At 73.5% G+C, this 15,753-nt stretch carries 10 protein-coding genes; 1 reads left to right on the top strand and 9 read right to left on the bottom strand.

Annotation, left to right across the window (positions count from 1 at the left end; genetic code table 11):
• Nucleotides 1-7 precede the first annotated feature (7 nt).
• The 5 genes from ASG28_RS11640 to ASG28_RS11620 form a co-directional block, all read right to left on the bottom strand.
• Nucleotides 8-676 carry a response regulator gene (locus tag ASG28_RS11640; protein WP_055975263.1) on the bottom strand — a complete coding sequence of 223 codons (669 nt, stop codon included), beginning with the start codon at nucleotides 674-676 and terminating at the stop codon, nucleotides 8-10.
• A complete protein-coding gene (locus ASG28_RS11635) occupies nucleotides 673-1,986 on the bottom strand; it encodes a sensor histidine kinase (protein ID WP_157485705.1) in 1,314 nt (437 codons plus the stop codon). The genes ASG28_RS11640 and ASG28_RS11635 overlap by 4 nt, the downstream gene beginning before the upstream one ends.
• A gap of 10 nt (nucleotides 1,987-1,996) precedes the next feature.
• Nucleotides 1,997-3,172, bottom strand: coding sequence for an amidoligase family protein (locus ASG28_RS11630; RefSeq protein WP_055975256.1), 1,176 nt, complete (start codon nucleotides 3,170-3,172; stop codon nucleotides 1,997-1,999).
• Nucleotides 3,173-3,302: 130 nt separating this feature from the next.
• Nucleotides 3,303-4,067: a hypothetical protein gene (locus tag ASG28_RS11625; RefSeq protein ID WP_055975254.1), complete on the bottom strand. Its 765-nt coding sequence runs from the start codon at nucleotides 4,065-4,067 to the stop codon at nucleotides 3,303-3,305.
• Between the two features lie 346 nt (nucleotides 4,068-4,413).
• On the bottom strand, nucleotides 4,414-6,255 hold the full coding sequence (locus tag ASG28_RS11620; RefSeq protein ID WP_055975251.1) for an outer membrane protein assembly factor BamB family protein: 1,842 nt from the start codon (nucleotides 6,253-6,255) through the stop codon (nucleotides 4,414-4,416).
• Nucleotides 6,256-6,367: 112 nt separating this feature from the next.
• On the opposite strand from ASG28_RS11620, the gene ASG28_RS11615 reads away from it, so the two are divergent.
• A complete protein-coding gene (locus ASG28_RS11615; protein ID WP_055975248.1) occupies nucleotides 6,368-7,915 on the top strand; it encodes an APC family permease in 1,548 nt (515 codons plus the stop codon).
• Nucleotides 7,916-8,106: 191 nt separating this feature from the next.
• Here ASG28_RS11615 and ASG28_RS11610 read toward each other — a convergent pair whose 3' ends face one another.
• The 4 genes from ASG28_RS11610 to ASG28_RS11595 all read right to left on the bottom strand — a co-directional run bounded on the left by ASG28_RS11610 (nucleotide 8,107) and on the right by ASG28_RS11595 (nucleotide 15,735).
• Nucleotides 8,107-8,799, bottom strand: a complete 693-nt coding sequence (locus tag ASG28_RS11610; RefSeq protein WP_055977536.1) for a peroxiredoxin-like family protein — start codon at nucleotides 8,797-8,799, stop codon at nucleotides 8,107-8,109.
• Nucleotides 8,800-8,970: 171 nt separating this feature from the next.
• On the bottom strand, nucleotides 8,971-9,699 hold the full coding sequence (locus tag ASG28_RS11605) for a peroxiredoxin-like family protein (RefSeq protein ID WP_082454600.1): 729 nt from the start codon (nucleotides 9,697-9,699) through the stop codon (nucleotides 8,971-8,973).
• Nucleotides 9,700-10,023: 324 nt separating this feature from the next.
• Nucleotides 10,024-10,800 (bottom strand): DNA-formamidopyrimidine glycosylase family protein, encoded by a 777-nt coding sequence (locus ASG28_RS11600; RefSeq protein ID WP_055975245.1) that lies wholly within the window; start codon nucleotides 10,798-10,800, stop codon nucleotides 10,024-10,026.
• Between the two features lie 3 nt (nucleotides 10,801-10,803).
• Complete coding sequence (locus ASG28_RS11595; RefSeq protein WP_055977529.1) at nucleotides 10,804-15,735, bottom strand: Lhr family ATP-dependent helicase; 4,932 nt, start codon at nucleotides 15,733-15,735, stop codon at nucleotides 10,804-10,806.
• Nucleotides 15,736-15,753 lie beyond the last annotated feature (18 nt).

The following is a 15,753-nucleotide window of genomic DNA, read 5'->3' as shown; positions in this document are numbered from 1 at the left end:
GGACGGCTCAGCCGCCCTCGGGGCGGGCGAAGCCCGAGCGGAACGCGAAGACGGCCGCCTGCACGCGAGTGCGGCTGTCGGTCTTGGCCAGCAGGCTCGAGATGTGGCTCTTCACGGTGGCCGTGCTGACGAAGAGTTCTCGGGCGATGTCGACGTTGCTGAGGCCGCGTGCGACGGCGTCGAGCACGTCCCGCTCGCGGTCGCTCAACGAGTCGAGGGCCGCCCGGTGGCGCACGGCGTCCCGCGACGCGGGGGCCGGGGCGACGCGCTGCTCGATGAGGGCCCGCGTCATGGCCGGGTCGATCAGGGAGTCGCCACGAGCCGCCGACCGCACCGCGGCGGCGATCAGGTCGGGCCCGGAGTCCTTGAGCAGGAATCCCGAGGCGCCGGCCGCGATGCCGTCGAACAGGTGCTCGTCGTCGTCGAAGGTCGTGATGAGGACCACGGCGCAGCCGATGGCCGGCACGATTCGCCGGGTGGCCGAGATGCCGTCGAGCCGGGGCATGCGGATGTCCATCACGACGACGTCGGGTCTCAGGGCGAGGGCGTCGGCCACGGCGTCCTCGCCGTCGGCGCTCTGCCCGACGACGTCGACGTCCGGTTCGGCGTCGAGCATCGTCGCGAGCCCGGCCCGGGCGATCGCCTGGTCGTCGACCACCAGCACGCGCAGCGTCATGCCGCCCGCCCTGCCGTCGACACGGAAGCCGGTGCCGGTGTCGACGCGGAAGCCGTCGTGGCCGGAGCTGCCGGTGCCGGTGCCGGTAGTTCGGCCCGGACCTGCCAGCCGGCCCCCTCGGGCCCCGGCCCCGCGGCCAGCGAGCCGCCGAGGGCGCCGACCCGATCGCGCAGCGAGGGGATGCCGGCTCCGCCTCGGGGCACGTCGGGGAACCGTTCGCGGGCGGGGCCCGGGTCGCTCACCGTGACGACCGTCCCGCCGGACGTGTCGTCGACCGTGACGTGCACCCGGTGCGCCGACGATTGCAGCATCGCGTTCGTCAGCCCCTCGCGCACCACGGCGAGGACCGCGGCGCGACGCTCGGTCGGCAGGTCGTCGCCGTCGAGGTGCACCGTGCTGCCGACCTCGTAGCCGAGTGACGTCAGGCGGTCCGTCATCTGCGCCAGTTCGTCGACGACCGACGTCGACCCGGTGGCGCCTCCGGGTGCCGCCCGGAGCACGCGCAGCACCCCGCGGATGCGTCCCAGGACGTCCTGCCCGCCCGCGGCGATGTCCCGCATGGCCGGGGCCAGCTGCTCGGGGTGCTCGTCGGCGACCCGGAGGGCGGCCTGCGCCCGGATGACCAGGGCGGCGACGTGGTGACCGACCTCGTCGTGGACGTCCCGGGCGATGCGGGTGCGTTCGTGCTCCGCGATGCGGGCGACCTCGCCCGCCCGCAGCACGAGCAGCTCACGGTTCGTCCTCGCGAGCTCGGTCGTGGCCTGGCGCTGCCGCCGGAGCAGGAGGGCGACCACCACGACGAGGCCGCACGCCATGAGCCGACCGAGCACGACCGAACGGTCCTGCCCCACGTCCGACAGCAGCACCTGCGACAGGGGCACGCCCTGCACGCCGGCCGCGGCGACGTCGCGCCAGGGCAGCAGGACGAGCACGGCGAGGGTGGCGAAGGTCGCCGCGCTGGCGAACACCGGCCCGCGACCCGAGATGGTCAGGAAGACCACGACCGCGAGCGGCAGGAGTGCCACGGGCGGCCCGAGGTAGAGGCCGTACAGCGCCGGGGGGAGGGGCGCGAGGGTCGTGAAGGCCGTGAAGCCGGTGACGACGGCCAGCGTCTCGACGGGCCACCGGTCGAGGGTCGCGCACGCGACCAGCGCCACGACGCCGAGGTAGAGGTACCCGGGGAGCGCCTGCGGGTACCACTCGAGTCGCAGGGCGAGGGCGAGCCCGCCGAAGTAGGCGGCCCCCACCAGCGCCAGCACCACGAGTCGGGTGCGTCCCCACCCGGTCGTCGTGGTCCCGTTCGTCTGCACGGCCTCCACGCTAACGCCGACCCCGTGCCGTGGCCTCGGCCGAAAGGACCAATCCGGCGGGGTCGGCCGCGCGGGCGAGGTCGAGCAGCTCGACTGCGGCCTCGCGCGCGTCGGTGCTCGTCGGGCGAGGCACGGGCTCAGCCTCGAGGCAGCGGGCCAGCAGCCGCTCGACCAGGCCCGCACGGCGGGTGAGGCCCGCGGCGTCGAGGGTGCCCGGCAGGATGCGGACCTCGACGGTGTCCCGCACGGGCCGGTCGGTCACCAGCGCGGTCAGGTTGACGTCGGCGTACTTCGTCAGCCCGGTGCCCGCGGCGGCCGTCTGCAGCCGCGACCAGACGTCGGCCCGCCCGGCGCCTCGCGGGTCGGTCCGACCGACGAGCTCGACCAGGGCGGAGGGCAGCGGTGCCAGGCGCGTGCACGCGGGGTTCGTCCCCAGCGCGGCCCGCAGGGGCTCGTGCCACCACGAGAAGAGGCGCACCAGGTTGGAGAAGGCGGCGACCGATCGGAACGGAGCGCCGTCGAGGTGCAGGTGCACGGCCGCCTCGACGGGCACCGTGAAGCCGAGCTCGCGGGCCGGCCCGAGCAGGCGCTCGAGGGCGGCCTCGTGGTCGGCGACGAGCGGCGGCGTGACGATCTCGCACGGTCGTTCGCGTCCCGCCGCCAGCGCCGAGGCCAGGGCGATGCTCGAGCCCGCGCCGTCGCGCAGGCGACGCACCGCGCCGATGGTCTCGACCGAGCTGCCGAAGAGCACGGCCGCGTCGTCGAGGGCGCGGTCGAAGGGCGTGTCGGGGGACGAGTGCCGGGCCACGAGACGCAGGAGGCGCGGGTCGTCGGACAGCACACGGTACGACCGGTCGTCGGGCGGGACCGCGTCGGCGGGGCGCGCGTCCGTCGACGACCCGACCCGCGCCTCCTCGTGGTCACGGCGGAGGTCGTCGACGAGCGTGACGTCGTCGACGAGCTCGGCGACGGGGCCGCCGCGGGCGTCGGAGACGACGTAGCCCGGCGTCAGGTGCCAGAAGTGGCCCATGCCCGGCACGAGCGACGGCTCGGAGTCGGTGTGGAAGATGCGGGTGACCTGGCCGTCGTGGTCGCTCGCGAGACGGTCGGCGAGGGTCCGCCGGCTCGACCCGGGCGGGGCCAACAGTTCGATCTCGAAGCCGATGCGGGAGTGGAGGGTCGTCATGGGGCTTCCGGGTCGAGGGCGGGTGCGGTGCGGGTGCTGCTGGTCGTGCGGACCGGGCGGCGGCGCCACCGCCCGGTCGTGCCGCCGGATCGGGCGGCCCGGTCGGGTCGCCCGTCGGGCGGGGGCGGGCTCAGAGGGGCAGGTCGTCCCCGGCCAGGAGGGCAGCACCGGCGCGCACCACGGCCGACCGGGTGTCGCTCTGCCACAGGCCCGCCAGCTGGGCCGCCTCGGCGTCGCCGTAGCCGACGAGGGTGAAGGCCCGGGCGTCCTGGTCGTCGGTGTACGAGGTCGGCGCGGCGGGCACCTGCTCGTGGGCGAGCAGCAGGCCGCCGACCTTCGCCTTGGCCGTCGCGACGTCGTCGCTGCCCCAGGCGACGGCGAGCCCGAGGGCCTGGGTGAAGTCGTCCTGGAACGTCGTGTCGGTGCCCGCGGCGAAGAAGGCGGCTTCGCGCTGCTCGTCGGTGTAGGCCGTCGTCGTGGCCGTGCCCGCCGCGAAGGGCAGTGCCGTGCCGGCCGTGAGTGCGGCTCCGGCCTTGCCCTTCGCCGTGGTCGTGTCGAGCCCCCAGACGACCGCGAGGTTGAGGGCGTCGTCGGCGTAGGGCGAGGCGGCGAAGGCGGCCAGGTCGGCCGCGGTGTACGTGACCTTCGGCACGGTCGCCGTCGTGGGCTCCGACGCCGCCTGGGCTGCGGGGGAGCTGCCCGGCGCCGCGAGGGCGCCGAGTGCCCCGAGCCCGGCGATCGAGCCCGCGAGGGCGCAGGCGACGGCCGCGGTCGCGCCCACCCGGCGGAACGCGGAACCGGCCGTGCGGCGCGGGGTGCCGGAGCGGTCGGTGCCGAGGCTCCGGGTCGTCGCGGTGGTGGCCTGGACGTCGTTCGTGTCGTTCGTGTCGTTCATGTCGCTCTCCTCGGTCGTTCGTCAGGTCGGTCGGTCGGGGTGACGGGGTCCGTCACTCCGCGACCACGGCCGACGCTAGGAGGCGCCGACACCGGGCGACAAGGGTTCGGCGTGGGGTCTGGCCGGTCGGCGGCGGACGATGGCCGTCGGGACGAACCCGACGCGTCCCGGCCTCCTCCGAAGGGATGGTCCCGGGACGATTCTCCCGGGTGCTCACCGGCCGCGCCGCCGTCGCTTCCACCACGCCAGAAGGTGGGCACAGCGCCAGGCTTTGTGCTGGCGCTGTGCCCATCTCGTGGCGCTGTGCCCTCTCAGGGTGCCGACCGGCCTGCTGTGATGCGCCGCGTCAGCTGCCGTCGACGACCGCCGTGCGGTCTCCGAGCCGGCGGATGACGCCGTCCTGGGTCGTCATGACGAGGTGTGCCCCCCAGAACTCGAACGAGACCGCGTCGTTCCGAGAGATCCGCCACAGTTCGCGTCGGCTGTCCCGGTCGGCGGCCACCATCGCCACCCGCGCGTCGACGCCGTAGGACAGGAGGTAGACGGTCGTCCGACCCCAGGCCACCGGGATCGAGAAGCCCGGGGCGGTGGTCCGCGAGACGACGTGACCGTCGGCGGTGTCGAACGTCGTGGTGGTCGTGGTCTCGTCGCCGAAGCTGCTCGTCGGCGACACGGTCACCTGCAGCTCGTCGAACGGAGGCTCCGGTGCGGGTCCCCAGCCGGCCTGCGCCGTCTGGCCACTCGGGACGGGCACCGTCGTCTCCCACACCGTCTCACCCGTCGAGGGCGAGACGCACGTGACCGACTCCCGTCCGCGATCGCCCTCCGCGCCTCCTTCGTCGTCGTCGTCCGGACGGTCGGACCCCCGCGGCCCCGAGACGATCGGGTCGCCGCTCTCGACGGTCGTGGTCACGACGAGGCATCGGTCGGACACGGTCGTCGTGGCTTCGGCCGGCAGGTCGATCGACCAGTCCTCGACCCCGGGGTCGTCCCGGGAGAACGCGACGAGGTGCTGGCCGGTGGGTGTCACGAACGACACGAAGACGTGGTCGTGCCCCGCCTGCGGCCAACCGTAGACGTCGGAGTCCACGGGCAGGCGGTGTTCGTCTCCGGTGGCGGCGTCGACCACCCGCGGCCCGTCGCCGAGTGTCGTGAGCACGAACAGCTGGTCGTCGACCAGCGACACCGTCGCCTGGGACAGGACGTCGGACCGCCAGATGACCGTGTCGAGGTCGCGCAGCGGGCGCAGCTCGAACAGGGTCCGATCACCCTCCACGGTCGTCGCTCCCATGCCGTCGGCCCCGAAACGGTCGCGTGGTTGATGCGACACCAGGACCGTCGTCGCCGAGACCCCCTCGACCCGCGACACCTGCGACGGGTCGTTCGACTCGACCGAGGGCGACCCGTCGGTCACGTCACCGGTGCGAAGGTCGATCCGGGCGAGGGTCGAACCGGGGGCGTCGTCGACCACGAGGGTCGCCGCTCGTCCGTCGGCGTCCACGGTCACGGACAGTCCCCGCACCGCGCGGCCCAGGGCGGTGGCCACGTTGGCGTTCCACACGAGTGCGCCCGTCTCGCCGTCCACCCGGGCGAGACGTCCTCCGGCGCCACCGCACCGGTCCGACAACTCGGTCGACTGGGCCGCGAGCAGCGCGTCGTCGCCGACCATGCCGATGCGCCCCCAGGCCACGCAATTCTTCGGCGTGCCGGGCGTCGAGGCGCCCGCCAGGTCGGTCTGCCAAACGGTCGTCGTGGGCTCGCCGCGCAGGTCGTCGACCAGCATCGCCGGGCGCACCGGCTCGTCGTACCGCGGCTGCATCGCGAGGCCGGCGCCGGCGACGAGGGCGGTCACCACGGCGACGGCGCCGACCGTCAGCCCCAGGCGGCGACCCCGGGAGGCGCGGGTCCAGACCCGGCGCAGCGCACGACCCGCCCGACGGCCGGCCGCCTGCAGCGGTGGCGGCTGCGCGCGCCTCCCTGCTCCGGCCGGCTCGACCCCGTCGGCCTCGTCGCTAGCAACGGCGTCGAAGCGAACGTCGGCGCGGGCGTCGGCGTCGGCGTCGGTGCGGGCATAGCGGTCGCGGAGGCGTTCGGCAGCCGAGGCGGGCGCCGCCGGGGAGCCGGCCCGCGCCTCCCACGCTGCCGCCGGGCGCTCAGGGCGCTCGGGCTGCCACGACCGTCCGCTCACACTGCCCCCTCCCACCGGCCATGCTACGAGACGCGGCCGGTCCGCCGGTATGCTGGCGCGTCGTCCCCCGAGACGGGGCCACCCCATCGCCCGCACCACCCCAGGAGGCAGCATGAGCACCGTCCCCAAGGCCCGGGGGCTCAGCACCCTGTGGCGCACCAAGTCGGTCGAGTCGTCGCTCGCCGACTCGACGGGGCCCGAGAACGGGCTGAAGCGCTCGCTCGGCGTCACCGACCTGACCCTCATGGGCATCGCCGTCGCGGTCGGGGCCGGCATCTTCTCGGTGGGCGCCAACGCCGCCGCGAACTTCGCGGGCCCGGGCGTCACGCTGTCGTTCATCCTCGCGGCCGTCACCTGCGGCCTCGCGATCATGTGTTACGCCGAGTTCGCCTCGACCATCCCCGTCGCCGGCAGCGCGTACACCTTCACCTACGCCACCCTCGGCGAGTTCCTGGCCTGGATCATCGGGTGGGACCTCATCCTCGAGACCCTCACCGGCGCGGCCGTCCTGGCCAAGTACTGGGGCATCTACCTCAGCACCGTGTTCTCCGGCTTCGGCCTCGACGTGCCCGACACCCTGCCGCTCGGGCCGCTCGAGCTGAGCTGGGCGCCGTTCGTCATCGTCGCGTTCTTCACCGTGCTGCTCGTCCTGGGCACGCAACTCAGCTCGCGCGTCGGCAGCGTCTTCACGGTGATCAAGGTCGCGATCGTGCTGTTCGTCATCGTGGTCGGCTTCTTCTTCGTCAAGGCGTCGAACTACACGCCGTTCGTCCCCGCGTCGCAGCCCCGCCCGGCCGGTGAGGGAGACGTCTGGACGCAGTCCCTCTTCTCGTTCGTCTCGGGCGCCGAGCCCGCGCAGTACGGCGTCTTCGGCCTCCTCGCCGGCGCCTCGCTCGTCTTCTTCGCCTTCATCGGGTTCGACGTCGTCGCGACCAGCGCCGAAGAGGTCAAGAACCCGCAGAAGACCATGCCCCGAGGCATCTTCCTGGGCCTCGCCATCGTCACCGTGCTCTACGTGATGGTCTCCATCGTGCTCACCGGCATGGTCTCGTACCGCGACCTCGCCGCCGTCGAGGCCCCGACCCTGGCCACGGCCTTCGACCTCGTCGGAGTCGGCTGGGCGGCCCAGGTCATCGCGATCGGAGCCCTGATCGGCCTGACCACGGTCATCATGGTGCTGCTGCTCGGCCTCGCCCGCATCGTCTTCTCGATGGCGCGCGACGGCCTGCTGCCCCGCTGGCTCGCGAAGACCTCGGCCGTCCGCAAGACGCCCGTGCGCGTCCAGGTCATCGCCGGCGTCATCGTCGCCCTGATCGCCGGCTTCACCGACGTCGGCGTCCTGGAAGAGATGATCAACATCGGCACGCTGTCGGCCTTCGTGCTGGTCAGCATCGGCGTCATCGTGCTGCGGCGCACCCGGCCCGACCTGCCCCGCGCGTTCCGGGTGCCGCTGTCGCCCGTGCTGCCGATCCTGTCGGCGGTGCTCTGCGTGTGGCTGATGTTCAACCTGACCACCCTTACCTGGGCACGGTTCGCCGTGTGGCTCGTGATCGGCGTCGTCGTGTACTTCGCCTACGGGCGTCGGCACTCCCGGGTCGGCCTCGGCGAGGACGCCGCCGCCCCGGCACCCGCCGTCGACGCTGGTGGCCAGCGGCACTGAGCGGCACCGCCGATCGACGAAGAACCCCGTTCCGGACGGTGAACCCCCAATCTTCGGGGTTCACCGTCCGGAACGGGGTTCTTCGCGGTGTGCCAGGGGTGACCGGCGCAGGAGGGTGACCGGCGCGGCCGGGCCGAGCGCGCCTCCTCGGGGTCGGGAGGCGCGGTGCCGGTCACGAGGCGCGGTGCCGGTCAGGAGGCGGGGGGCGTGTCGAGCGCGTCGACGGCGGCGACGACCTCGTCGACCTCGGTGCGGGTCGTGTAGTCGACGTGGACGTCGGCGAAGACGACCTTGCCGTCACGGTCGACGACGAGGACGGTCGGGAACGGCACGTCGGCGGTCGCGTCGGCGTTGCTGTCGGCCACGTCGAAGCCGAGGTCGGAGTGCACCGCGCGGGCGGCCGCGACCGGCTCGGTCTGGATGCCCAGCGCCCGGACGAGCACGTTGCCCGGGTCGGACAGCACGGGGAACTCGAGGCCGCCGTTCGCGACGGACTGCTCACTGCCCTCGGGGGTCTGCGGGCTGATCGCGACCAGGGCGACGCCGCGCTCGCGCAGCTCGGGCAGGAGGTCGGCCTGGTAGGTCTTGAGCGTCAGGTTGCAGTACGGGCACCAGGCTCCGCGGTAGAAGACCAGGACGGCCGGGCCCTCGCCGACGGTCTCCGACAGCGAGACCTCGTCACCGGCGGTCGTCACGAGCGTCGCGTCCACGATGGTGTCGCCCACCCGGACGGCGGCCGCGGGGACGCCCGAGTCGCGCAGTCCCGACTGCTCGTCGTCGAAGACCCTCGTGGCGTCCGCGCCGATCTGGGCGTTGAAGCCCTCGTTGAACTCGGTCACCTGGTCGGCGATGCGGGTGGGTGCGCTGGAGTCGGCGTTCGACATGGAGGTCCTCTCGACCGGGGCGGTGCTGACCGAGTCGTTGCGGACCACGGCAGGGCCGACCGGGTTCGGGCCGGCCGCCTCGATCGAGGGTAGGCGGATCGGCGCCCCGTCGTCCGCACCCGGCACGTTCTCGTTCGCAAACGTCCTGCCGGGCGCGGAGGCGCTCGTCGATCAGGCCGCGGGCTGCTCGAGCAGGTCGAGGGCGGCCACGATCTCGTCCACCTCGGTGCGCGTCGTGTAGTCGGTGTGGACGTCGGCGAAGACGACGACCCCGTCGTGGTCGACGACGAGCACGGTCGGGAACGGGATGTCGCCCGTCCCGTCGGCGTTGCTGTCGGCGACGTCGAACCCGAGCCGGGTGTGGACGGCGCGGGCGTCGGCACTCGGTTCGGTGCGGATGCCGAGGGCGCCGCTGAGCACGTTGCCCGGGTCGGACAGCACGGGGAACTCGAGGCTGCCGTTCGTCACCGACGCCTCGGAGCCCTCGGGGGTCTGGGGGCTGATCGCGACGAGGGCGACGCCGCGCTCACGGAGGCGCGGCAGCAACTCGGCCTGGTACGTCTTGAGCGTCAGGTTGCAGTACGGGCACCAGGCGCCGCGGTAGAAGACGAGCACGGCCGGCCCCTCGCCGACGGTCTCGGCGAGTGAGACCTCGGTGCCCTGGGGTGTCAGCAGCGTCGCCTCGACGACGGTGTCGCCGGGCTTCACGGCGTCGTCGGGCACGCCGGCCTCGCGCAGGGCGCTCTGTTCGTCGTCGAAGACCTTCGTGAAGTCGGGGCCGATCTGCGCGGTGAAGCCTTGGTTGAAGTCGGCCACCTGGTCGGCGATGGTGGTGGCGGGGCCGGGGGTGCCGGTGGTGTCGACGGTGCTGGTGGTGTCGGGGGTGCTGGTGTTCGACATGGTCGTCCTCTCGCGCTGACGGGCTCGCCGGGTACGGCCGTCGGGTGCCGCTGATCGTAGGCACGTCGCCTCGGACCGACGCTGAGCCGCGTCACGGGACGTCACACGCGACCGGACGTCCGGGAGCTCGGGCGCTCGGGTGTTCGGGCGCTGCCCTGCCGATCGACCCTGCATCGCGGCACTGCTCGGCCGCCGACCCATGCCGCCACGATGTGAACATCCCGCCACACGATTGCGCGGCGGGATGTTGACATCGTGGCGGCGTGGCGGCGTGGCGGCGTGGCGGCGTGGCGGCGTGGCGGCCTGCCGGTCGGGCAGGCGACCTCAGCTCTGGCAGTGCGGGCACCAGTAGGTGTCGCGCAGCTCGAGTTCGCTCTCGCCGAGTTCGCCCCGCAGGATCTTCGTGCCGCAGCGCAGGCACGGCTTGCCCGCCCGGCCGTAGACCCAGTCCGTCGTGCCGCGGAGGTTGCCGGTCGTGGTGCGGTCGACCCGGTCTTTGTTGGCCTGGATCAGCCGGTGCGCGAGGTCGATCATCTTGGGTCGGTTCTCGACCTCGCCGACGGGACGCGTCGGCAGCACGCCCCGGAGGAAGCAGAGCTCGTTGCGGTACACGTTGCCCACCCCGGCGAGCACCCGCTGGTCGAGCAGCGCGAGGCCGACCTCACGGGCCGGGTCGGACTCGAGGTTGGCGAGGGCACGCGCGGCGTCCCAGTCGGGGCCGAGCAGGTCGGGGCCGAGGTACGAGACCACACTGTCGTCGTCGTCGCGGGCCACGAGCTCGACGATGCCGAGGTCGAACCCGACGGCGACCCAGTCGGCGGTCTCGAGCACGACGCGCGCCTGGTAGGCGGGGCGCTTCCACTTCGTGCCGTGTCGGTAGACGTGCCACGAGCCCTCCATCTTGAGGTGCGTGTGCAGCGTCAGGTCGCCGATGTGGTGCAGCAGGTGCTTGCCGCGCGCGATGACGTCGTCGATCACCTCACCGCTGAGGTCGACGGTGGCGAACGCCGGAACCCGGAAGTCGCTGGCGGTGAGCGTCTGGCCGTGCAGCACCGCGTCGAGGTTCTTGGCGGCGCGGTAGACGGTGTCTCCTTCGGGCATCGGTCAGGCCCTCAACCGGATGCCGCTCGGCGTCGGTGCGAATCCCGCGTCGCGCAGGGCGTCACCGAGGGCGGTGCCCAGCACGAATTCGCCGTCGACCCGTTCGACCGCGAGCTTGCCGATGCGGTTGCGCACGGTGGCGGCCAGCGAGCCCGCGGCCAGGGCGAGCTCGCGTTCGTCGGGCTCGCCGAAGGTCAGCACGGTCTTGCCGCCGCGTTCGACGTAGACGACGAGTCGTCCGTCGACGAGCACCACGAGCGAACCGGCCTTGCGCCCCGGGCGGTGACCCGACTTCTTCTTGCCGCCCGCGCCTCCGGACGGGTCGTTCGTCGCGCGGCCGGAAGCCCCCGAGGAGGCGCGGGTCGCGTCACCGGCGGAGTCCGCCTCGGCGCGCGTCCCGGCTCCCGTCGCCGTGGTCGCCGCCGCGGCGGTGGCGGCTCGTGCCGCCGCGCTCGCGACGGCTGCGGCCTCGTCGGCGGAGACCCCGTCGAGGGTCTGCCCGGGCCACGGCAGGGCGGCGCCGTAGGGGTTCGCCGGGTCGGTGGCGGCCAGGGTCACCACGGGCACGTCGCGCTGACGACCCGCGGCGACGAGGGTGTCGTCGTCGCGGCGGTCGCCCTCGTCGCGGACGAACGACCGCAGGCGGTCGACCGTCGGCCCGGTCGCGAACTGCGCCGCTCCGAGGCCCTCGACGAAGTAACCGCGGCGGGCGCGACCCGTCTCTTCGAAGCCGCTGAGCACCTTGTAGGCCGTCGAGAAGCCCCCGCGGACGCCCTCGTTGACGACGGCGCCCCGGGTGACGACGCCGTGGCGCTCGAGCAGGATCTCGGCCGTCGCGGCGGCACGCACGGTGCCGTCGGGTTCGGCCAGGGGCAGCAGCGACCAGCGGCCGCCGACGGTGGGCGGGCCCGCCTGTCGGGGCATGGCGACCCGGCCGCGGCTGCGGTACGACGAGCGGGACCGCGTCGGGGTGCGCGGCCTCGGCGTGCGTCCGCCGCCGACCTGGGTGCGCAGGGGAGCGAAGGTGTCGTTGGTGATCTGCCCCGCCCAGACGAGCTGCCAGATGGCGGTGACGAGCGAGTCGTCGTCGGTGCTGCCGACGGCGTCGGAGAGTTGCCGGAAGAAGTACGCCCCGCCGCCGGCCAGGGCGGCGAGCACCTCGCGCTGCAGGTCGTCGGTCTCCGCCCCGGACGGTTCGGGCAGGGTGACCTGGGCGCCGTCGGCGAGGTGCAGGCTGACCCAGCCGTCGTTGCCGGGCAGGGTGCCGGTGCCCGACCAGATGACGTCGCCGGTGGCGGTGAGCTCGTCGAGCATGGACGGGTTGTAGTCGGTCACGCGGGCCGGCAGGATCAGGGACTCCCACGCCGAGGCGGGCAGCGAGACCCCGCTGAGCTGGTCGACGACCTGCACCACGCCGTCGAGGCCGCGCAGCCCCGAACCCTTGAGCCCGGTGGCGACGTGTTGCCAGGCGGGCAGGAAGCGTCCGAGCGTCTCGGGGGCGACGGGTTCGACCTCGTGCCGCAGGGCGGCCAGCGACTTGCCGCGGAGGCGACGCAGCACCTCGGAGTCGCACCACTCGCTGCCCTGCTGCCGGGGCCGGAACTCGCCCTCGACGACGCGACGCTGGGTGGCGAGCTTGCGCAGGGTGTCCATGACGACGGCGGTGCCGAGGCCGAGACGATCGGCGACCATGGCGGGGATGAAGGGCCCGTGGGTGCGGGCGAACCGGCCGATCAGGTCGCCCAGAGGGTCGTCGACCGGTTCGACGAACGCGGTCGGCACGCCGATCGGCAGGGCGACGCCGAGGGCGTCCCGTAGGCGCGAGGCGTCTTCGATGCCGGCCCAGCGCACCGTGCCGGCGTGGGTGAAGCGCAGGACGCGGTTCGACCAGGCGAGATCGGTCAGGGCGGTCTCGAGCGCGCGGTGCGCGTCGTCGCGGGCGGCCACGTCACCGGCGACCAGGGTCGCCGCGAGCCAGCTGCGGTCGATGATCTCGTCGGTGGTCAGCGGGCCGAGCAGGCGCAGCAGGTCGACGACGCCCTCGATGTCGCGGGCACGGCGGTCGGGAGCGAGGCGCTGCAGTTCGAGTTCGTGCTGGTCGATGACGTCGGCGTCGAGCAGCTCGCGCAGCTCGGCCCGGCCGAGCAGCTCTTGCAACAGGCTCGAGTCGAGCGACAGGGCGGCCGCACGCCGCTCGGCGAGGGGCGAGTCGCCCTCGTACATGAAGGCGGCGACGTAGCCGAAGAGCAGCGACCGGGCGAACGGCGAGGGCACCTCGGTCTCGGTCTCGACGATGCGCACGGTGCGGCTCGCGAGGTCGCGGGTGAGGCTCATCAGGGCCGGCAGGTCGTAGACGTCCTGCAGCACCTCGCGGACGGCCTCGAGCACGATCGGGAACTGTGGGTACTTGCGGGCGACGTCGAGCAGCTGCGACGACCGCTGGCGTTGCTGCCAGAGCGGCGACCGCTTGCCGGGGTTGTAGCGGGGGAGCAGCAGCGCCCGGGCGGCGCACTCGCGGAACCGCGACGAGAACAGGGCGGAGCCGCCGACCTCTTCGGTGACGATCTCGTCGAGGTCGTCGAGCTCGAACGAGAACAGCTCGGCCCCGGGAGGCTCGGCGTCGGTGTCGGGGATGCGCACGACGATGCCGTCGTCGGCGGCCATCGCCCCACCGTCGACGCCGAGCTGGTCGCGGATGCGCGCGGAGACCGCCAGGGCCCACGGAGCGTGCACCTGCATGCCGTACGGCGAGTGCAGGATCAGGCGCCAGTCGCCGAGCTCGTCGCGGAAGCGCTCGACCACGAGGGTGGTGTCGGTCGGCACGTACGACGTGGCGGCCTTCTGCTCGGCGAGGAAGGCGATGAGGTTGCGCGCCGCCCGCCCGTCGAGGCCGCCGGCGGCGACGCGGGTGGTGGCGTCGGCCTCGCTCGAGTTCGACAACTCGCGGATGTAGCCGCCGATGGCCTTGCCGAGCTCGGCGGGGCGCCCGATGCCGTCGCCCTTCCAGAAGGGGACGCGACCGGGCTGGCCGTAGGCGGGAGAGACGAGCACGCGGTCGTGGGTGATGTCCTCGATGCGCCAGCTGGTCGCCCCGAGGGCGAAGACGTCGCCGACCCGGGACTCGTAGACCATCTCTTCGTCGAGCTCGCCGACGCGGGCGGCCTTCTCGCCGACCATGAAGACGCCGAAGAGGCCCCGGTCGGGGATGGTGCCGCCGCTCGTCACCGCGAGGCGTTGGGCGCCGGGGCGGCCGGTCAGCGTGCCGTGCACGCGGTCCCAGACGATGCGGGGTCGCAGTTCGGCGAACTCGTCGGACGGGTACTTGCCGCTGAGCAGGTCGAGGGTGGCGTCGAAGGCGGAGCGGGGCAGGGTGGCGAAGGGGGCGCTGCGACGCACGGTGTCGAACCAGGCGTCGGCGTCGAGTTCGTCGAGGGCGACGGCCGCGACGGTCTGCTGGGCCAGCACGTCGAGGGGGTTGGTCGGCACGCGCAGCTCTTCGATGAGCCCGGCGACCATGCGTTCGGCGGCGACGGCGGAGTGGATCAGGTCGGCCCGGTGCTTGGGGAACAGCACGCCCCGCGAGGTCTCGCCGACCTGGTGCCCGGCCCGGCCGACGCGCTGCAGCCCGCTGGCGACGGAGGGCGGCGACTCGACCTGGATGACCAGGTCGACCGCACCCATGTCGATGCCGAGCTCGAGCGAGCTCGTGGCGACGACGCAGCGCAGCCGGCCGCTCTTGAGGTCGTCCTCGATCAGCGCGCGTTGGTCTTTCGACACCGAACCGTGGTGGGCACGGGCGAGCAGGGGGTCGCTGCCCGCGGTCTGCCCCGATCCGCCCATGAGCTGGGCCGGTGCCCCGCCCCCGACGGCCGGGTTGCGCTGTGCGGCGGGTGCCGGGGCGAAGGGGTCGACGGTGTCGGCGGCCGCGTCGTCGCCGACGGAACCGGCCGTGACCAGCTGACCCCGCGCCTCCTCGGTCGCGCGCACGGCGGCCTCGAGGTCGCCGCCCTGGCGTTCGATCCAGATGTCGTTGAGGCGGGCCGTGAGGCGTTCGGCCAGGCGGCGCGAGTTCGAGAAGACGATGGTCGAGCGGTGCGCGGCGATCAGGTCGACGATGCCCTCTTCGACGTGCGGCCAGATCGAGCCCTGCGGTGCGGCGCCGGCGGCCGACCCTTCGAGCGGGGCGGCGGTGCCGAGCTCGGTCATGTCGTCGACGGGCACGACGACGCGCAGGTCGAACTTCTTGTCGGCGCGCGGGTTGACGATGGTGACGGGGGCCGGCCCTGCCAGGAAGCGGGCGACCTCTTCGGGCGGGCGCACGGTCGCGCTGAGGCCGATGCGCTGTGCGGGTTTCTCGAGCAGGGCGTCGAGGCGCTCGAGCGAGAGGGCGAGGTGGGCTCCGCGCTTGGTGGAGGCGACGGCGTGGACCTCGTCGATGATGACCGTCTGCACGCCCTTGAGGGTCTCGCGCGCCTGCGACGTGAGCATGAGGTAGAGCGACTCGGGCGTCGTGATGAGGATGTCGGTCGGGGTGCGGGCGAGCCGGCCGCGGTCGCTCGAGCTCGTGTCACCCGAGCGCACGCCGACCGTGATGTCGGGAGCCTCGGTGCCCAGGCGGCGGGCGGTCTGGGTGATGCCGACGAGCGGCGAACGGAGGTTGCGCTCGACGTCGACGCCGAGCGCCTTGAGCGGAGAGATGTAGAGCACGCGGGTGCGGTGCAGCTTCTCGTCGGGCGGGGGCGACGAGGCCAGCGAGTCGATCGACCAGAGAAACGAGGCGAGCGTCTTGCCCGAGCCGGTCGGCGCGATGACGAGGGCGTGGTCGCCCTGGCTGATGGCCGTCCAGGCGCCCTCTTGCGCCCGGGTCGGCGCGGCGAAGGCCCCCCGGAACCACTCGCGGGTCGCGGGGGAGAAGCGGTCGAGCACGTCGGTCATCGCTGCCATCCTGCTCTG

Origin of the sequence: Frigoribacterium sp. Leaf415, from assembly GCF_001424645.1 — a bacterium.
Lineage (GTDB): Bacteria > Actinomycetota > Actinomycetes > Actinomycetales > Microbacteriaceae > Frigoribacterium.
This window is presented reverse-complemented; position numbering and strand designations above follow the sequence as displayed.

Bases quoted from the DNA above. Each gene is read 5' to 3' on its own strand.
- ASG28_RS11640 (WP_055975263.1), bottom strand. From the start codon at position 676: ATGACGCTGCGCGTGCTGGTGGTCGACGACCAGGCGATCGCCCGGGCC.
- ASG28_RS11630 (WP_055975256.1), bottom strand. From the start codon at position 3,172: ATGACGACCCTCCACTCCCGCATCGGCTTCGAGATCGAACTGTTGGCC.
- ASG28_RS11625 (WP_055975254.1), bottom strand. From the start codon at position 4,067: ATGAACGACACGAACGACACGAACGACGTCCAGGCCACCACCGCGACG.
- ASG28_RS11615 (WP_055975248.1), top strand. From the start codon at position 6,368: ATGAGCACCGTCCCCAAGGCCCGGGGGCTCAGCACCCTGTGGCGCACC.
- ASG28_RS11610 (WP_055977536.1), bottom strand. From the start codon at position 8,799: ATGTCGAACGCCGACTCCAGCGCACCCACCCGCATCGCCGACCAGGTG.
- ASG28_RS11605 (WP_082454600.1), bottom strand. From the start codon at position 9,699: ATGTCGAACACCAGCACCCCCGACACCACCAGCACCGTCGACACCACC.
- ASG28_RS11600 (WP_055975245.1), bottom strand. From the start codon at position 10,800: ATGCCCGAAGGAGACACCGTCTACCGCGCCGCCAAGAACCTCGACGCG.
- ASG28_RS11595 (WP_055977529.1), bottom strand. From the start codon at position 15,735: ATGACCGACGTGCTCGACCGCTTCTCCCCCGCGACCCGCGAGTGGTTC.